A 17,262-nucleotide genomic window follows, 5' to 3' on the forward strand; every position below is an offset into this window, starting at 1 on the left:
GTTTCGGTCGGTGCTAAGCAAGCGTCCCCGGACGCTTGACGCCCTGTCATGGATACTTTTCTTAGATGATGGTGCACCATAAAAATAAAATATCTGCAATATACAATCCCACAAAATCACCATTCAAATGGCTGATAACTAATAATCACTTAAAAAACTTTTAATCTCCTCACTTATTCTTCCATACTCATAATCATGCACATAATGTGGACACTCCAATTCTATATACTTTCCAGACTCCACTTCTGAGATGTATTCTTCCGGTATCCTTCTCCATGTTTCTTTATCAAAACCAGTTCCACCAGTACCATCAGAAATAAATAGCAGCATATCAATCTGTGGCACTCCATTTTGAGCTACAATCCTTGCATTAGCCTTAACATTCTTTACTTCATTTATCATTGTTACAGTTGCCGTCCTGCTATAAAAAATTGCTCTATACATATTCTTTTCATCATCAGTCAATGTTCCATGCTTTATAGCATCACTTTCCGCAAGTGTAGGAATTAGTCTTGTAATTCCTAAATCCGCTGCGCATTGTCCAAATTTTATCAGTGGAAGATTTATTTTCATATTCTCGTAATATTCTGGCACAGCCATATCCAAACCTATGATTGCTTCAATTTCATCCGTATATTCTTGTGCCCAATACAGGGCTTCAATTCCAGACATAGAATGCGGACATAAAACATATGAACCATCAATTCCTGCTTTATTCAAAGCTAATCTTGTTTCAGATAATATAGTCTGTATGTTTCTGTTTTCATCAACAACATCACTATACCCATATCCAAACTTTTCGACAACAACAATTTTATACTCGTCACTTAACATTGAATATAGTGATTTAAAATCCAGAATGGGAGAACATGTTCCGCCCCCAGACAAAAACACAAGTGTTTTGGAACCACTACCCTCAGCATAAATGCTAATATTATTTCCATTTATATCTATAAGTTGCCCTAATGGTTGTCTTAGTTTTTCCTCTTTCTTAAGCCTGTACCTATGATACCCAAAGCAAATCCACATTAAAATAACAATGATTGTTGCAATCCCTAGAAAAACACGTAACATACTTTTAGTTTCCTTCCCTTTTTTCATTATCTATACATACCCCTCTTGAAATAAAAACGGCAATACAAATAATTATTACCTTACATATCAGTGAAATAATCAGATTTCCGCCAACTGATATTTGCGATAATGTATTAATCAATGCATGTGTCATCACACATATCCATAAACTCTTTGTTTTTTTGTATAGTGCAGATAAAATAAAACAATTTATCAAAAGTCCAAGTAAAAAGCTCCCGACCCGAACAAATTGTATTGATCCTTCAATATAAAAATAAAAAATATGCCATATTCCCCAAAAAACAAATGTCATGCATGTCGAAACCACATAATTATGCTGTTCCTCAACAATAGGTTGAAAAGTGTATCTCCAGCCTACCTCCTCAATCCCACCAAACAAAATAGCTTTTACAAATAATACCACCGGTATGTACCAATAGCTAACCTGAAACGTTCCACCCATTAGCATATAACAAAACTCTATACCTAAAAACATGAACACAAGCAAATAGCTAAAGACAGGCTGCTTTATGTTTATAAAATCAATTACGATCTTCTTGAAACTTATTTTCCGATAGCGAGTTGTGACAATACTCCCCCACATTGCAGAAGATATTCCACCAATCCCAATTGCTATCATTCCGGTTCCCGTTGTATAATCAATGACAATCCTCATCCTACGCAATAAGCAGACAATAGCTGCTATAACCATTATTTGACCTATGGTTCCAGTTAAATATAATCTAATTGCATTTTTCCTATCCACAGATTATCAATATCCTTTTTTACTTAAAATGTGCATAGGCGCTTGCGAAACGCCAAAAGCCGCATAAATACGGCTTTTTTTGTTGTTAAAATAAAATATCTCCTCAAGGTTTATGGTGAAATAGAGTTGTGAGAAACTATCAACCAATCCACCTAAAGGAGATATACCTACATGATAACACATAAACAGCTCTCTTGGGCAGAAGTTTTTGAAGATTGCCAAAATAAATTCGACAACGACAAATACCAGTTCCTTTCTCTTCTTGATGAAGCCATTAACCTTGATGAAATTGTTCCTGTTTCTTTTGTTACTCATTTTCATGCTTCAACCGGAAGACCTCGTAAGCACCAGCTTTATCCAATGCTTAAAGCTTTTCTGATTCAGCGTATATTCTCAATCCCGACTGATATGCTCCTAATCGTTTTCTTGAAATACTCTCAGGAATTACGTGATTTCTGTGGCTTTGATGTTGTTCCTGATGCCTCAAAATTTACCCGTTTTAAACAGGATTTCCTGATGGACTTACAATCTATGTTCGTTCACATGGTTGATATGACCGAACCGATATGCCAAAAACTTGATCCTCATCTGGCGGCTATGACCATCTTCGATACCTCTGGCATTGAAGCCTGGGTGACTGAAAATAATCCAAAATACGCAAACCGTATTATCAAGCAGTTAAAGGCTTTCAAGAAATCCCATAACCTTGATGATTCCTATGATCCTTATAAGGCTGCTTATGGTTCCATGCCTACGCATGCTGCTTCCAATCAGGCAATCCAGCAGATGTACATTAATGGACATTTCTGTTACGCCTATAAGTTTGGCATTGTAACCAACGGACTTGGTATTGTCCGTGATATCACTTTCTATAACAAAGAGTTCCTAAAGGCTCATCCGGATATCGTTGTGGAAAAGAAATCTGACTCTCCTGATGAGGATAAATCTCTTGCCGATTCAAAAGCCCTGCTTCCTGTCCTGGTTGATTTCTTTCAGAAGCATCCGCTTATCGCCCCTAAGACTTTTCTTGGTGATGCTGCTTTTGACACGATTGAAATCTACAAATCTCTTTTCGGTGAAATTGGATTTGAAAAAGCATTTATTCCTCTCCGCGTTAAACTTTCTATGGAAGATAACGGTTATACCATCAACGAAAATGGTGTTCCCTGTTGTCCTCATGATCCTTCGCTTCCTATGAAAAGAGAAGGTAGTAAATCACACTTAAAAAGCAAAATTCCCACGATGAAATTTGTCTGCCCGAAAATGAAATGGGAATACAATAAAGCAGATAAAACAAAACGCCGTGTATGCCATTGTGATAATCCCTGCACAACATCTTCCTGTGGAAGAATGATTTACGTTTATCCCGAAAAGAATCTTCGTGCCTATCCCGGAGTGGAACGGGGGTCAGACGAATGGGAAGAAACATATAAAATCCGTGTAAACGTTGAAAAATCTATTAACCACTTTAAAGACAGCTTTTGCGTAGCTAATCGTAAAACCCAGAACGAAAAAACGCTTCATGCCGATTTACTTTTGGCTGGCATAGCTCAACTTGTTACAGTAATCGTTGCTGATAAAATTCATCAACATCAATACATCCGAAGTCTTAAGCCTTTGATTGCTTAAAATTGAGATTTTATAAATTTTTCTGCTTCATACTAACTATGAAGCCTTTTTGTCATGCCCTAAATGAATGACTGCCACCTTCCATTCCAAGAATCCTGCATTGCAGGATTCTATCCTTGTTTTCAATCAAGATTGCGAACTTGTTTCGCAATTACCTATTAAAATGTGCATAATTCTTTACATTACTCCGCCCACAAATAGAGCCAAAGTAGAGCCATTCGATAAAACAAATGCCGGAAACCCGCATAAATACAGGCTTTCGGCATTTTAATTCATTATTCAAACTCGCAAAGTTCTATTCGCTTTGTAGTTTTTCTCTGGTATTTCAGTTTTTAAACCGTTCGTTTTTGAACTGTTTCGTGTGGATTCGCTATGTTTTCAGCTAATTGTATTGTCATTTTATTGTCACGTTTCATTTTTCCATCTTTACGGCATTTATTATATTATTCGTTTTCATTCTAATATTCATTAATATAACCAATATTAAATAGCTAATAAATCATCGAATATTTTTCTTCTATCTCCATTAGTCTTATTTGTAAACTCTACCGTTGTAAACCATTTTATTATATTCTCTTTTTTTACCTGAATATCATTATCACAATGAAACATGCAATATCCTGCCAAGTACAAAATATAGTCCATTCTATCAACATAATCTTCTAAATTTTCATTATCAATAAATTCAAGTGCTTCGCATAATCCCGTTAGCGATATTTTTACTATTTCATTTAAACGTTCAACTTCCAATGCTGTAAGTTGACTTTCTTTTGTATCTGACGGTATTGGTGCATAATTCAAGTTATGTTTTCCTCCATTAACAACTATCTCGTATGCTGGATTAAGGGACGAAATTGGATATGATACATTTGTAGTAAATGGTGAAAACATATCCTCAAAACCATACTCCTGAATATACTCCTTAAAAGGATTAATATAATCATTATATATATCAAAATTGTGGATTTTCAATTTAGAAAATGACATTTGTAAAGCAGTAACTTTGCTTCCCGCATTATTTAAAACTTCGAACCATTCAATTTGCTCATCTTCACTCAAATCATTTGCTTGATTAATGGTGTAATTATAATCCATCAGCTTACTTCTAATATCAATACATATGGCATATAAATCATTAAATGTTTTTTGTTGCATCAAATACTCCTGGAGTCTCTTACGATCTTTATTTAATAACATACCAACTGGTATTTGATTCTTTTTAATTGATGCCTTAATTATTTTAAAACAAGCACTTGCCACATCTAATACAACATTTCTAAAATCGTTACTATCTATATATGCTTTATAATTTGTTGTCAAACGTTGTTGTCCATCTACAACTGACTGATGAGCATTTAATATTTGATCTTTCGGTACTATTTCTCTATTAATAAAAGAAACCTGTGGTACAGATAATCCAACTTCTCCTATCTCATTGATAGAAATCGGGGCTACCGGTGCCTTTCCAAAAAGTTGATAATTTAATAAATCAACTGATTTTTGTAATGACCAACTAACATCTCTTTGATATAAAGGTAACGTCAGTTTATTCTGGTCAATTTTTTCGCACATCTGCAATACTGACATTTGAAAACTTTTTTTAGTCGGGTTAAATTGTACTGCTTCTAACAATTTTTTATTAATTTTCATTAAACAAACACCTCTTTCTAAACTCCTAAAGACAGTATATTATACGACCCCATAAAAATCAAGTTTTTATTCGCAGCATAATTATTTTTATTGCTTTTTCAATTATATTGCATAATTTTATTATAGCAGCTTTTAAAAGCTGCTATAATAAAATCCATGTTAATTTTCATTTTCCTCAAAATACATCCTTTAAATTTATCAAATAAACAAAAGAGTTTAGCTATCGAGATTCAATCGATATCTTTCAACTTATTCATATGGATGCGCTTGTTTTTTCTTTTTTACATTTTGGACACCAACATCTATCTACTAAATGATCTGCCCGAGTTGTCCATTTATAACCGCAATTAACACATATTACATCTACATCATCCTTTGATCCTGTGTAATTAATTGCAACTATTGTATGATTGCTCTTTCTTAGTATTTTCTCATAATAATTATCCGCACGAAGTTTTTTTCTATCTTGTTCAGATATGAAAGGATTTTTTTCTCTTGATCTATGCACTTTACACTTAGGACAATCCGGAATTTTTTTCATTAATGTAGAATATCTAACCGTCCATTCATGTTCACAATTTTTACATTGCAATTTAATAGGCGAGCTGATATTAGTGAAAGATACTAAAGTCAAATCCGAAGATGACAAGTATTTCTGAATTTCACCAATTTTTTGTAATCTTTTTTCTTCTCTTTTTCCTTCAACCCAATTGGAGGAACCTGGCGTACCTATGTGTGCATCAACATAAGATATATGAAAAATTACTTTTTTAAGCAAATTAGTATCCCTGTTTTTTACCCACTCCATCTTTAAATGATAGATATCTCTTCCTTTAGCTTCATAAAAAAACTGTTCTTTATACGCCAATGAATCAGTAGGATTGGTTTTTATTTCTAATATTGCTTTTTCTGTAGAAAGATCACATAAGGCAAGAATATTATTCTTCGAATCAACCACTAATTCTTGCGATAATATGCGTTCTTTATTAAAAATATCATTTTGAATATAATCAACCAAAGGACCGATTTGTTCTTTAAGTTTTTTTGTGGTAGAATTTAATCTCTCTTCCATTTCCTTATCTTTTTTACGAAGTGCGGTAACGGTACCATCTAAATTAAAAACCATCGGAAGTGCCAGAATACCATTATCAATTTTTCCAATGAAATCTAATTTTCTCTTGTTCTCTTCTAAAAAAGGCAACGAATTCTGTTTATCAACTTCTAACATGGAATTTATCAAATGTTCTATTGTCATTCCTGTAAAATTAGTTGGGAACTTCTCAATTCCTTTTGCGTCAATCTCGAAAGACTTAATAACATTACTTTGACATTCAATATATGGTCTTTCGCTGAGTATACGACTCAAATTCGGATGTGAAGATAATAAACTAGCTGGAATAATATAATCTTCATTCAACCTAAATACATTATCTCCACCATTCCCTTCTGTCACAAGATAATAATAACCTCCCATTCTTTCAAACAACTTCCATTCTAATTTACAATCGTTTAAACTATTATGAACTTGTTTCACACCCTCAATATTAAAAATTGAACAAAGATTATCCTTTGTAATATTACCATATGAATATTTTGATGAAATAATGTTTCTTTTAAAATTGTAAAATCGCAATTTATCAAATCCAAAAATTTGGTGTCTTTTCATATATTCTGAGAGAAATACCTTGTCAAAATTTCCACCTGCATAAATTAATATTGTTCTTTTCTCCAATTCAAACTCATCTACAATATAATCAAACTCGTCTTGACTAAGTGCTGTTGCGCCAATCAAATCTTTATCAGTAATACCATTTATATGCGTTGTAACAATCTTTCGATTCAATTCCAAAGGCAAAAACTTACTGTATTCTTTTTTGTCATCTGGTTTATAAAATGAAATAGAAAGCAAATCATCTTTTTTTGACTTTAATCCATTTGTTTCCACATCAAACACCACATATTCTCTTGGGTCTATACTTACTTTTTCCATTAACGCCCCTCCTCAATGCCACATGAAATATCTCATTTACCAATAAATATATAATACCATATATATCAAGTTAGCAATCTCTCATAAATTGGTCTATTTTTTCTAAAACGTCTATGTTTGTTTGATATGAAAAATCATTTGCATTAATATCTATTGTATTACCAAGAATTTTTTCACTTCTCGAATATTCAGTATATCTTCTAAAATCGTCAAAAACATCTAATGTTGTACTTAAATGTACGGGATGCCTATTCTCATTATGCATTCGATTTAAATATCGCTTATGTAAAATCTCAACATCTCCACGAAGAACAAGGGTAAGCACCTCATAGTTTTTTTCATATGCCATTTTGTGTAATGTTTCCAATTCTATAGTATGAAAGTTTGATTCCAAAATGAGATTCTTATCTAGTTTTTCAAACTCTGAAAAGATAAAGAACATTAATTCCATTGTTGCTCTTGATAATTTCTTATTTTCTTCTCTATTTGAGAATCCAATTGTATCTCCTAACACTTCTTTGATTGAATCCTTAAAAAATACATTTGTATCATATCTTTTTGAAAGAATATTTGCAAAAGTAGATTTTCCTGTTGCCAAATCTCCCATAATAAGTAAAAGTTTCTTCATAATATACCTCGCAAAATTCAAATTTGTCTTACACATTATATCATGAGAACCTATAAAAAAACTACCCCTAATACTTTCAATCTTTCTGCTTACTCAAAAACTCTTCCAATTCATCAATAGCTTCATACAGTAGCTTGGCAGTAAAAAACAAAGCTAAATCATTATAAACTACTTCTTCATCTGTGCTGACCATGTTCTGAATAATTGCTGCTGCACCTTTAATTTTATCAATAGACTCTTGCATATTTTACACTCCCCTCTCATCCAAGTACGTGTATGATACCTCTCATTTTTACTTTGTCAAGAAAATGTTTTTAGGCATTAGTACCCCAAAGCACCTCAAATTTTTCTGAGCAAACTCATTTACTGCAACTACAGGTACTGGATGCACTAAATCAAACACATGGGTTACAAGGTCTACAAGATTACTTGGAGTAAATCAATTTTCATGATGATAAAATTGCTCTCAATTGGATAAGTACCTTCAAGACTTCCCAATGTATAAATTATCTCAAAGAATTTTTATCTACTGAAAGGCATAATAATAGGCTGAAGCACACACAACTCCAGCCTATTACCCATTTATATTAACTCAGAGGATTTTTTGCTATCTCTCCGACGGATAGCACCTATAACTATCCCAGCCACCTCATCCATGTCGATATTGTCATACATGGATGGATACATCTTTTGTAACCTTATTAAATCCAAAACATCACTCATATACAATGCATACAATGAGGACTCAGCAAGCAGGTCTAGGATGGCATACCCCAAAGTAACCTTGCGTCCCACCTTCTTAAGCATTCTTGTTGGGACTAAAGGTTTTTCCCAACTAATATCCTTATAAAAAAGATACCTCCTACCTTCACTTGCAACTACAATGTAAGTAGTCGTTGCTTCAATAATATTTGCATTTTCAATGCATTGTCTGAAACCATGCTTAGTGACTCCAGTAATCCTTATTGAGCCATCATCAATGACTTGCATCCTCCAATTGAGTAAATCAGAGGTATCCTTTTTTATATATCCTTTCTCTTCTAAACTCATACGCTACCCCACCCTTCATGAAAACCATACGCATCAAAGAACTCGTCAATATGCGTAAGGCAACTATCAAGTCTACAAATATTTAATGGGTCATGAATACCACATAACTCCAAAATTGCTGGAGTGATAAGGTCATCATTATAGCCATCTGGGTCAAGCGTAATAAGAACATGAACCCTATGAATCTGCTCCTGCATGGCTTTATAGAAAAGCATGACAGGGTTTTCTGTAATATCTACAATGCATCTGTAGATAAAATAATCCACATCACCAATAGGTGTGTGAATCATTGGCAGGGATTTTGTATCAGTAACTACCCCTAAAACAGATGATTTGCACTCATATTCATGAGTTCCATTTGGCAACTCAAGGGTCACGCCAAACACATTACCATCGTTTTCAATGGAATCAAATGCGACCAACATACGCATCCACTGGTCAATCGCCTCCACTGCCTGCCTATATGCGTTCCCAATCTGCTCATCAAGGACTGCGTCTACGCCAGTATCATAGATAACCACCGAATTATCTACGAAATCCAGCACAGGCTGGGATAGTTTTGCAGTCTCCTGCAATAAAAAATTGTTTAAAATAGCATCATACATTGGAATCTACCTCCTGAGAAATATAATAATAGGGAAATAGAAAAGACTTCCTCTAGGAGAAAGCCTTAAGCATCATCCCTGATAATATAGGGATAACTCAATCAATATAAAATAACCTCAGTTACCAGTAGTAGCTAGCAACTAAGAGGTATATGCGTCAAGTTTACTATATATAAGAAAACAACTCAGCTATGAACTATTGCCACTTTTTTATATGACTGATTGCTATTCATATTGGGATTTTGTTAGAAATAAAAGAAAAAATGGAGTTTGGGATTAAACCCAAACTCCTGAAGCATAATTATTTACTATATCATTTTCGCGATACTCTTCCGCTAATTTAGCAACCTGACCATAACTCTTATGTTCTTTTCCATCAAACGGCAACTTCATAAATTCCCTAAATGGAATCGCAACAGTTTCTCCGCCATAAGGAATAACTCTTCTCACATCAAAATTGCAAATCATCATCTCAGCGGTTGTCTTGGTATTACGGAACAAAATCACAAAATAGTCATCTGCTAAATCACTTAACACATCTGAATTTGAAGTATAATAGGACTTTTTCCCCTCATATTGAACAGTAAAATCATTTACAAACCCAGCAAAGTAATCTCTATAACATTTTATAAGTGGCTGACCTACTTTTTGAGCACTTGTTCTTTTGCTATTCCCCTTTGAAGCTTTGTTTGTATGAAATTCACGGTACTGCATAGAAAATAACCATTTAAAATCAGAACCTCTAAGCTGGTCAAGCATTATTTTTTGTTGTTCATCTCCGAAGCCAGTTTCATACTCAGCAGTCAGAAAATATGGACTATCTTCGTATATAAAACCATCTGAAAAGGTTTGAACAAGTTGTGAAAAATCTGCACTCTGAACATGCGACTTTTTCAATGCCTTCATGAAACTTTTTCCGTCACCAAATTTGATATCTTTTGGCTTTAAAGTAAGCTCAGATATTATTTTATAGTTCACACCTGAATACTTATCTAACAATTTTTGAAATGGAACTACCCCTGCCGAATTAGCCTTAAATACTTCTAACTTATTTTCTAAGTATGCATAATAATTTTTAGTATCCATATCTGTAACCTTATGGACATTTCCACTAAACCCATTAGCATCAATTGCATTAATAAAATACCACGCAACTCCTATGTCATAATACATCTGTATATCATTTTCCGACGGATTAGAAAAGTCGACTGCAACCTCATCCAAAGCACTAACATACATCTTATAGATTTCTTCATAGTTATTGCGAAGTCTTATCATTAGTTCATCATAAGCTACATCAGTAATTTTAGAATAAGCTCTAACTTTTCTCTTGTGCTCCATCCACATATCAGAAGTATAATGATTAGCTCCATTGCTTAAGTCCCTGCTTACAAAAGAATTGTGTAATTCAGCCAAGCGGGTTCTGACTTCTTTTTCATCATGGGACATACTATATAGAAAACAAGCAACTCCAATATCAAAATCGTTTACGACCATTTCGTTTGCGTCTACCGATGCAGCTACACATCCTGAGCCAGCAAAGACATCTATGAACGGCAATAGTTGTTCCTTCTTTGGAGCAACCCATCCCTTAGTAGCAGGGTCAAAAAATCTCAACGCAGCTTCTTGTCTACTAGCTTCATAAAATGCTGACTTGATAACCTTCGTCAAATATGGTTGCTTTTTCCCATTTCGTCTAATGTTAATTGCATGATATGAATCCCTATTAATTAACTTTCTATACCTTGGGCTAATCTCCCATTTATTTAATATGTTAGGCTTTATACCAAACTGTTTCAGAAAGTCAGCATCTCTAAGATTATATTCAGTTATACAATAGAAACAAATCTTCTTAAACAATACTGGATAATATGTTCTTTCTCCTGTGGCTTGGTCACATAAAATACCAATATTACCAGCTTTTGAAAAGCTATAAAAAGCATTAAACCAGCTAACAAGCTTTGTAGTATCACCAGACTGATTACAGAAATACATAAGAGCATTCATCAGCTCATCATAAAGTGGAAATGTCTGTGAAAAATTTATATTCCCAGCCAGAACTGCATCTATATATTTCTTCTCATCTCCACTTATTGCCTCAAATGGCTCATAAGTGAGTAACCTAAGCATCAATTCACGCATAAAAATAGACCTACCTTTTCTTAAGATAAGTCCATTGTACTATAAATATTAAAGACACGCTATTACAAAATAAGACCGAACTTAATTAGCTAAAAAATCACCCTAAATGCGTACAAATCCCGAACTGGCTTTATTGAATAATAAAAATTGACTTTTGCCATCCCCAGATAGAGCGTTTCAAAAAAGCGTAATGGAAACATCCCCATTTCGTCCCCAGCAGAAAAAGAAAAAGCCCACAAAGCCCGTAAATTCAAGCTTTGTGAGCATATTTCCGCTATTCAAACTCGCAAAGTTTGGTTTGCTTTTGATTGTTTTAATACAGTCATCTATACTATCTTGTATTGATAATGTGTATCTTTTCCACTCATTATTTTTGTTTCACATATTTTTAGTACCAATCCAGTACCATTGCTATATTGCCATTATTGAGTGTAGTTCTGGTGGCTTGCAGGTTTGTTTACTATTCAGAGAATAATCATCTGATGGTTTGCAAGTCCACCTATGAAAATTATAATCCGCAACCGCTAATTCTGCAGTAAGAAATTTTGTGGTACTAATGGATAGCATCATCCTTTTCCATATCATTCATCAATTTATCAAAATCACTTTCATACAGCGAATCCTGTATAACTCGTATTTTTCAAATTCGCTTTCTGCAAATTCTTTCGCAATAGCTGCTAACGAATAAAATTTATATTTGTATGTTTTTCCATTGTCGGCAACTTGTGCAAAATTTGCACAAGTTGAATTTTCATCTAATTCTCCCTCTTTAAAAACGTTGCTCAGATGTTTTGTAACCACACTTCTATCTACATCAAAAAGCTGTGAAATTGCCTTCTGCGTAAGCCATACATCGCCATTCTGAACCCTGACTTCAATTCCGTCTTCTCCTGCATCTCGTGTGAAAACCAAAAAATCAACAGTGCTATTTCTTATCTGTAATTCTTTGCTCATAAAATTTTACCTTTCTCTATTCTCCTACTATCTCGTTGCTCAAGACTCTCATAATACTATCATCCACCTTTGTCTTTGCCAAAAGATTAATATTCCCATACCAGACTACTTCCTGATCAATAACAGCAAACCGCTCACATGATTCTTCTACTGTTTTCATACAACAAATGACTGAGTGACTCTTCTCTTTCTACTGTAATTCTACCATGAAACCTATATAAAGACATTCCCCATTTTCACTTGCTTTAATATAAATTTTTCCTTTTATTCCGGAAACACAATCTCCACACAGAACTCATTTTCTTCTATCCGGGCGCTGATTTTCCCATCCATACGAAGTACCAGCTCTTTCGCGATTGATAAGCCGAGACCGCTGGAAGTCTTAGTAAATAAAAAGATTGTTGATGCAAGGATCGTGTAGAGATACATGGTCCTTTTGTTGTGCAAATATCACAAAAAACAAACACAGATTTTGTAATGGGGTACGCGCTTAACCTTTGTAAAATCCACATTTCTGCTGTACCATATAATCAGAATATAAAAAAAGGAGATTGATATGGCACTAAACAGGGTTCGGATTGCGGATGTTGCAGATTCATTAGGCCTAAGTACAGCGACTGTCTCAAAGGTGATTCACGGCAAAACAGAAAAGATCTCGGATGAGACGGTAAAACGTGTCCAGCAGGAGCTTGAACGCTCAGGGTATATCCCAAATATGGCGGGCATTCTGCTTGCGAGAAATAATTCAAGAATCATCGGTGTGGTGGTGAATGACAATGAAAAGTATGAAGGCAGGGTCTTAGAGGATGGATTTGTGATGTCATCGCTTAATGCTCTTTCTCATGAGGTAAATGAAAAAGGATATTTTCTGATGATAAAAACGACATCTGACATCAGTGAGATTCCGGTGTTTGCTTCCATGTGGAATATGGATGGGCTGATTCTGATGGGCTTTTGTGAAGCCGATTATGAGAAGCTCAGAAACCAGATGAGGATATCGTTTGTTGTGTATGATGGTTATTTTGAAAAATGCTCCAAGGTGGTCAATCTGGTCATCAATCATTATGATGGCGGTTATCAGGCAGGAAAATATCTAAAGGAGCTGGGACATAAAAAAGCGTTGTGCATAGCGGATAATTTCATATGCATGGATAAAGAGCGCATCGAGGGCTTTCGCAAAGCCTTTGAACCGGGGAAAACATTAAGATGGGAAATACCAAAGACAGAAAAGGAAAGAATGTGCTTTTATGAGGATAAATATAGAGAGCTGGTAAAGGGCAATGTTACAGCTGTTTTTGCAGTGTCGGATTTTTATGCACTTGAATTTATGCGGTTTTTGCAGGGGGAGGGAGTACAAATTCCAAAGGATATCCAGATAATAGGTTTTGATGACAATCTGGCAAGCAGGGAAAGTAATCCTGCGCTTACAACGATTCATCAGGAGGCGCCTCTTAGGGCCAAAACTGCAATCAAGTGCCTTGAAGCAATGCGCGATGGCGCGGAATGTGAGACAGAAATTGTGTTGCCGGTTGAGTTAATAAAAAGAGAAAGTACGAGGAAATTATAATGTCAAAGTTTATGAAATCATTGTGTAAAATAGCTATTCCTGTTACCTTGCAAAGTATGCTGCAGGCATCCTTTTCAATTGTAGACCAGATTATGATAGGACAGCTCGGAGAGACTAATATATCGGCAGTGGGATTATGTGGGAATTTTTCTCTCATTTTTTCAGTGGTAATCGGTGCAGTGAGCACGGTTGCGGGAATATTAATCGCGCAGTTTATCGGTGCGGAAGATAAAAAAGAGGCATGGTGCAGCTTTGATGTGAGTCTCATTTGTGGAATTATGATATCAGCATTATTTCTGTTTGCAGCAGGATTTTTTCCGTCGTGGATTCTTGGTCTGTACACAAAGGATGTGAGTATTGTAAATACCGGCGCGGTATATTTCAGGATTGTAGCGTTTTCCTATATTCCAATGGCAGTAAGCAATATTTTATCCTCATGGCTTCGATGTAAGGAGCATGCCACGATACCGTTTCTGGCAAGTTTTGGGGCAGTTGCAGTAAACACAGGTCTTAATTATCTGCTGATATTTGGAAAATTCGGATTGCCATGTATGGGAATAAAGGGAGCTGCGATTGCAACACTTATTTCACAGTTATTTAATCTTGTAGTTATTGTCATCGGATTTGCTTTATCTATCAGGAAGGATGGAGATAAACCGGTATGGTCATTGCACTTCAGTAAAATTACTATAAAGGATTATCTTATCATGATTATGCCGATTCTAATCAGTGAGTTTTTGTGGAGCCTCGGACAGAATGTCGAGTCTGCCGTCTATGGTCATCTGGGCACGTCAAATCTGGCAGCGTACACACTTACCTGCCCGATACAGGGGCTTATCGTAGGAGCGCTTAGCGGTTTGTCGGCGGCTGCAGGTGTGATGGTCGGCAAGAGGCTTGGCAGGAAAGAATACGATGAGGCTTACACAGAATCGAAGAAGATCATGTATGCAGGCTTAGCCGGAGCGGTAGCCGTTTCTGCACTGCTTATTGTATTGGCAGGAGCATATACCGGATTGTATCGTGTGGATGACAGCGTAAAAGCGCTTGGAAAGATACTGCTTATCGTGTTTGCCCTGTATGCACCAATCAAGGTGGAAAATATGATACTTGGAGGTGGAATTATAAGAAGTGGCGGCAATACCAAAATCATTATGGTGATTGATATTGTTGGCACATGGTGCATCGGAATCCCACTGTGTTTGCTTGCAGCGTATGTATTTAAGTGGGGCATCGTTGGTGTGTATACATTGCTTACCACGGAAGAAATATTCAGGCTGGTTGTATCGCTTGTCATTTTTAAGAGGCGCAAGTGGATGATTAGCTTATCGTAGTGTGGTTTTTTAGTAAAATTGAGCCGGTGGTGAGCTGGAAATCATGTACCCTGACCGGATGCAGATATAACAATCGGGTAGGAGGTAAATAATTATTTTATTTACCGTCCTCCCACACCACCCGGCATACGGTTCCGTACCAGGGCGGTTCTTTAGTTTTCACTAACTATTAGATAATAGTCAAGCATGGATGTATATCCCAGCTTGGCTATTATTTTCTTTGAAAAGATTTGGTTCAAGGCTTTCGCCATTCTCCAGTAACCTTTTCTACTATAAGCAAGTTCCTTGACTTTCCAATCTTCTAGCCCCAGCGCTTTCAGCATTCGATATTTTGTCTTGATTCTCTTCCATTGTTTCCAATAGACTGCTCGGATTCTCCGTCTTGCCCATTCATCCGTTTTTATGAGAAGTCCTTTCATGTCTGCCAGCCTGAAATATTCCACCCAGCCTTGCACATACTCTTGATATTTCTTCTCACGTACTTCATTGCTAATGCCTTTATTTCGGTCGGTGAGTTCTCTGATTTTGTCTTTCATCTTAATTACCGACTTTGGATGTATTCTTAATCTGCATTTTCCCTTATGTCTATAAAAGGAATAGCCAAGATACTTGACCTTGCTGATGTGTGCCACCTCTGTTTTCTTCCGATTAACTTTGAGGAATAGTTTTCCTTCTATAAACGGAATAATGTTTTCTAAGGTTCTTTCTGCACTTTTCCTGCTTTTGCAAAAAATCATACAGTCATCTGCATAGCGGACAAATCTATGTCCTCTACGTTCCAGTTCCTTGTCCAACTCATTTAGCATTACATTACTAAGTAACGGACTAAGCGGACCACCTTGCGGCATACCGACCTCTGTACGTTCAAACATTCCATTTGCGATTACTCCCGCATTCAGGTATTTGTGTATTAAAGATATCACTCTGCCATCTTTGATGGTTTTTGACAATACTTCTATCAGCTTACTCTGGCATACGGTGTCGAAGAACTTTTCCAAGTCCATATCTACCACATATACATAACCATCGTTTACATGCTTTTGGCATTGTCTAAGGGCATCGTGTGCTCCTCGCTTTGGCCTGAATCCAAAACTGTTCTCTGAGAATTGCTCCTCATAGATTGGCGAGAGTTCCTGTGCTATTGCCTGTTGTACAACTCTGTCAACAACAGTTGGAACTCCAAGCTTTCTGAACTCGCCTTTTGTTTCCTTGGGTATTTCTACCCTTCGAACCGGGGTAGGTTTATATTTTCCTTCCCTTATCTCCTGGATTAAGGATTCCTGGTTTTCTCTAAGGAAGGGCAGAAGTTCATCCACCTGCATACCATCGATTCCGCCTTTTCCTTTGTTTTTCCTGACTTGCTTATAGGCGTTGTTAAGATTGTCTTTTCGCAAAATCAGATCCAGAAGATTGTTCGTCCAATAGTCTGTGATGACACCGCTCTTTTCAGTAATCTTAGAGTAGTCGAACACTTCTGCATACTCTTTCTGTTCCGCAGATACCATTTGCAGATAGTCTTCCATATGAAGTTGTCTGTTCTTAAATCTACTTTCAGTTACATTCATTGCTTGTGTCTCCTAAAGTTCAGCCCTTCGCCGATGTCTTAAGCCATCGGTTTACTATGGCTTCTGCTGACTTCTCGCCATTCGTTGTTACTGACGGATTTCATACTCTGTTTCCATCCGCTGACAAGACCTCCCTTGGTACCACACGTCACTTTCTCTCCATATATCTGCCACATTTACTTTAGTTAATTCCGAGTAGTTATTGGACTTTGACTTGTTATGCAGCCTTATCCTTAACTATAGCCTCATGTGATTTCTGTTCGTCAGACCAGAGATTTGCCTCCACCTTCCTTCAGATTCCCCTCACGTTA

The 17,262-nt window shown here is 36.0% G+C and carries 14 protein-coding genes and 2 pseudogenes; 3 read left to right on the top strand and 13 right to left on the bottom strand.

The annotated features are described in order from the left end of the window. Positions 1–138 precede the first annotated feature (138 nt). The 3 genes from BIV16_RS09820 to BIV16_RS09830 are packed head-to-tail and all read right to left on the bottom strand — an operon-like array spanning position 139 to position 2,023. Complete coding sequence (locus BIV16_RS09820) at positions 139–1,101, bottom strand: alpha/beta fold hydrolase (RefSeq protein ID WP_143524749.1); 963 nt, start codon at positions 1,099–1,101, stop codon at positions 139–141. Beyond that, complete coding sequence (locus BIV16_RS09825) at positions 1,079–1,840, bottom strand: CPBP family intramembrane glutamic endopeptidase (RefSeq protein ID WP_075680647.1); 762 nt, start codon at positions 1,838–1,840, stop codon at positions 1,079–1,081. Before BIV16_RS09825 ends, BIV16_RS09820 begins: the two co-directional genes overlap by 23 nt. 6 nt (positions 1,841–1,846) lie before the next feature. Next, positions 1,847–2,023: a hypothetical protein gene (locus BIV16_RS09830; protein ID WP_159435937.1), complete on the bottom strand. Its 177-nt coding sequence runs from the start codon at positions 2,021–2,023 to the stop codon at positions 1,847–1,849. Here BIV16_RS09830 and BIV16_RS09835 point away from each other — a divergent pair. After that, positions 2,012–3,389, top strand: a pseudogene (locus BIV16_RS09835) (transposase). The gene BIV16_RS09830 and the pseudogene BIV16_RS09835 sit on opposite strands and share 12 nt — an antisense overlap. Before the next feature lie 563 nt (positions 3,390–3,952). Here the strand turns inward: BIV16_RS09835 and BIV16_RS09840 are convergent. From BIV16_RS09840 to BIV16_RS15755, 9 genes and pseudogenes are all read right to left on the bottom strand, one after another. Beyond that, positions 3,953–5,119 carry a GmrSD restriction endonuclease domain-containing protein gene (locus BIV16_RS09840; protein WP_083625219.1) on the bottom strand — a complete coding sequence of 389 codons (1,167 nt, stop codon included), beginning with the start codon at positions 5,117–5,119 and terminating at the stop codon, positions 3,953–3,955. A 253-nt stretch (positions 5,120–5,372) separates the two neighbouring features. Beyond that, the gene (locus BIV16_RS09845; RefSeq protein ID WP_075680649.1) at positions 5,373–7,109 is read right to left on the bottom strand and encodes an exonuclease domain-containing protein; all 1,737 of its coding nucleotides are present in this window, start codon (positions 7,107–7,109) and stop codon (positions 5,373–5,375) included. A 70-nt stretch (positions 7,110–7,179) separates the two neighbouring features. After that, positions 7,180–7,737: a hypothetical protein gene (locus BIV16_RS09850; protein ID WP_075680650.1), complete on the bottom strand. Its 558-nt coding sequence runs from the start codon at positions 7,735–7,737 to the stop codon at positions 7,180–7,182. Between the two features lie 76 nt (positions 7,738–7,813). Then, the gene (locus BIV16_RS09855; RefSeq protein ID WP_154430668.1) at positions 7,814–7,981 is read right to left on the bottom strand and encodes a hypothetical protein; all 168 of its coding nucleotides are present in this window, start codon (positions 7,979–7,981) and stop codon (positions 7,814–7,816) included. 338 nt (positions 7,982–8,319) lie between these two features. Then, on the bottom strand, positions 8,320–8,787 hold the full coding sequence (locus BIV16_RS09860; RefSeq protein ID WP_075680651.1) for a hypothetical protein: 468 nt from the start codon (positions 8,785–8,787) through the stop codon (positions 8,320–8,322). Further along, positions 8,784–9,392 carry a hypothetical protein gene (locus BIV16_RS09865; protein ID WP_075680652.1) on the bottom strand — a complete coding sequence of 203 codons (609 nt, stop codon included), beginning with the start codon at positions 9,390–9,392 and terminating at the stop codon, positions 8,784–8,786. Before BIV16_RS09865 ends, BIV16_RS09860 begins: the two co-directional genes overlap by 4 nt. 276 nt (positions 9,393–9,668) lie before the next feature. Next, positions 9,669–11,534 carry a hypothetical protein gene (locus tag BIV16_RS09870; protein ID WP_075680653.1) on the bottom strand — a complete coding sequence of 622 codons (1,866 nt, stop codon included), beginning with the start codon at positions 11,532–11,534 and terminating at the stop codon, positions 9,669–9,671. A gap of 588 nt (positions 11,535–12,122) precedes the next feature. After that, positions 12,123–12,488, bottom strand: a complete 366-nt coding sequence (locus BIV16_RS09875) for a phosphoribosylaminoimidazolesuccinocarboxamide synthase (RefSeq protein WP_242940380.1) — start codon at positions 12,486–12,488, stop codon at positions 12,123–12,125. 264 nt (positions 12,489–12,752) lie between these two features. Next, positions 12,753–12,875 (bottom strand): annotated as a pseudogene (locus tag BIV16_RS15755) (sensor histidine kinase); the annotation flags it as partial. Positions 12,876–13,044: 169 nt separating this feature from the next. On the opposite strand from BIV16_RS15755, the gene BIV16_RS09880 reads away from it, so the two are divergent. Next, positions 13,045–14,055, top strand: a complete 1,011-nt coding sequence (locus tag BIV16_RS09880) for a LacI family DNA-binding transcriptional regulator (RefSeq protein WP_075680654.1) — start codon at positions 13,045–13,047, stop codon at positions 14,053–14,055. Then, the gene (locus tag BIV16_RS09885; RefSeq protein WP_075680655.1) at positions 14,055–15,386 is read left to right on the top strand and encodes an MATE family efflux transporter; all 1,332 of its coding nucleotides are present in this window, start codon (positions 14,055–14,057) and stop codon (positions 15,384–15,386) included. Before BIV16_RS09880 ends, BIV16_RS09885 begins: the two co-directional genes overlap by 1 nt. A 152-nt stretch (positions 15,387–15,538) precedes the next feature. On the opposite strand, the gene ltrA is transcribed toward BIV16_RS09885, so the two are convergent. After that, positions 15,539–16,951 carry a group II intron reverse transcriptase/maturase gene (gene ltrA, locus BIV16_RS09890; protein ID WP_075680656.1) on the bottom strand — a complete coding sequence of 471 codons (1,413 nt, stop codon included), beginning with the start codon at positions 16,949–16,951 and terminating at the stop codon, positions 15,539–15,541. Positions 16,952–17,262: the final 311 nt, after the last annotated feature.

This window comes from Roseburia sp. 831b, from assembly GCF_001940165.2.
GTDB lineage: Bacteria > Bacillota > Clostridia > Lachnospirales > Lachnospiraceae > Roseburia.

Bases quoted from the DNA above. Each gene is read 5' to 3' on its own strand.
- BIV16_RS09820 (WP_143524749.1), bottom strand. From the start codon at position 1,101: ATGAAAAAAGGGAAGGAAACTAAAAGTATGTTACGTGTTTTTCTAGGG.
- BIV16_RS09830 (WP_159435937.1), bottom strand. From the start codon at position 2,023: ATGTGTTATCATGTAGGTATATCTCCTTTAGGTGGATTGGTTGATAGT.
- BIV16_RS09840 (WP_083625219.1), bottom strand. From the start codon at position 5,119: ATGAAAATTAATAAAAAATTGTTAGAAGCAGTACAATTTAACCCGACT.
- BIV16_RS09845 (WP_075680649.1), bottom strand. From the start codon at position 7,109: ATGGAAAAAGTAAGTATAGACCCAAGAGAATATGTGGTGTTTGATGTG.
- BIV16_RS09850 (WP_075680650.1), bottom strand. From the start codon at position 7,737: ATGAAGAAACTTTTACTTATTATGGGAGATTTGGCAACAGGAAAATCT.
- BIV16_RS09855 (WP_154430668.1), bottom strand. From the start codon at position 7,981: ATGCAAGAGTCTATTGATAAAATTAAAGGTGCAGCAGCAATTATTCAG.
- BIV16_RS09860 (WP_075680651.1), bottom strand. From the start codon at position 8,787: ATGAGTTTAGAAGAGAAAGGATATATAAAAAAGGATACCTCTGATTTA.
- BIV16_RS09865 (WP_075680652.1), bottom strand. From the start codon at position 9,392: ATGTATGATGCTATTTTAAACAATTTTTTATTGCAGGAGACTGCAAAA.
- BIV16_RS09870 (WP_075680653.1), bottom strand. From the start codon at position 11,534: ATGCGTGAATTGATGCTTAGGTTACTCACTTATGAGCCATTTGAGGCA.
- BIV16_RS09875 (WP_242940380.1), bottom strand. From the start codon at position 12,488: ATGAGCAAAGAATTACAGATAAGAAATAGCACTGTTGATTTTTTGGTT.
- BIV16_RS09880 (WP_075680654.1), top strand. From the start codon at position 13,045: ATGGCACTAAACAGGGTTCGGATTGCGGATGTTGCAGATTCATTAGGC.
- BIV16_RS09885 (WP_075680655.1), top strand. From the start codon at position 14,055: ATGTCAAAGTTTATGAAATCATTGTGTAAAATAGCTATTCCTGTTACC.
- ltrA (WP_075680656.1), bottom strand. From the start codon at position 16,951: ATGAATGTAACTGAAAGTAGATTTAAGAACAGACAACTTCATATGGAA.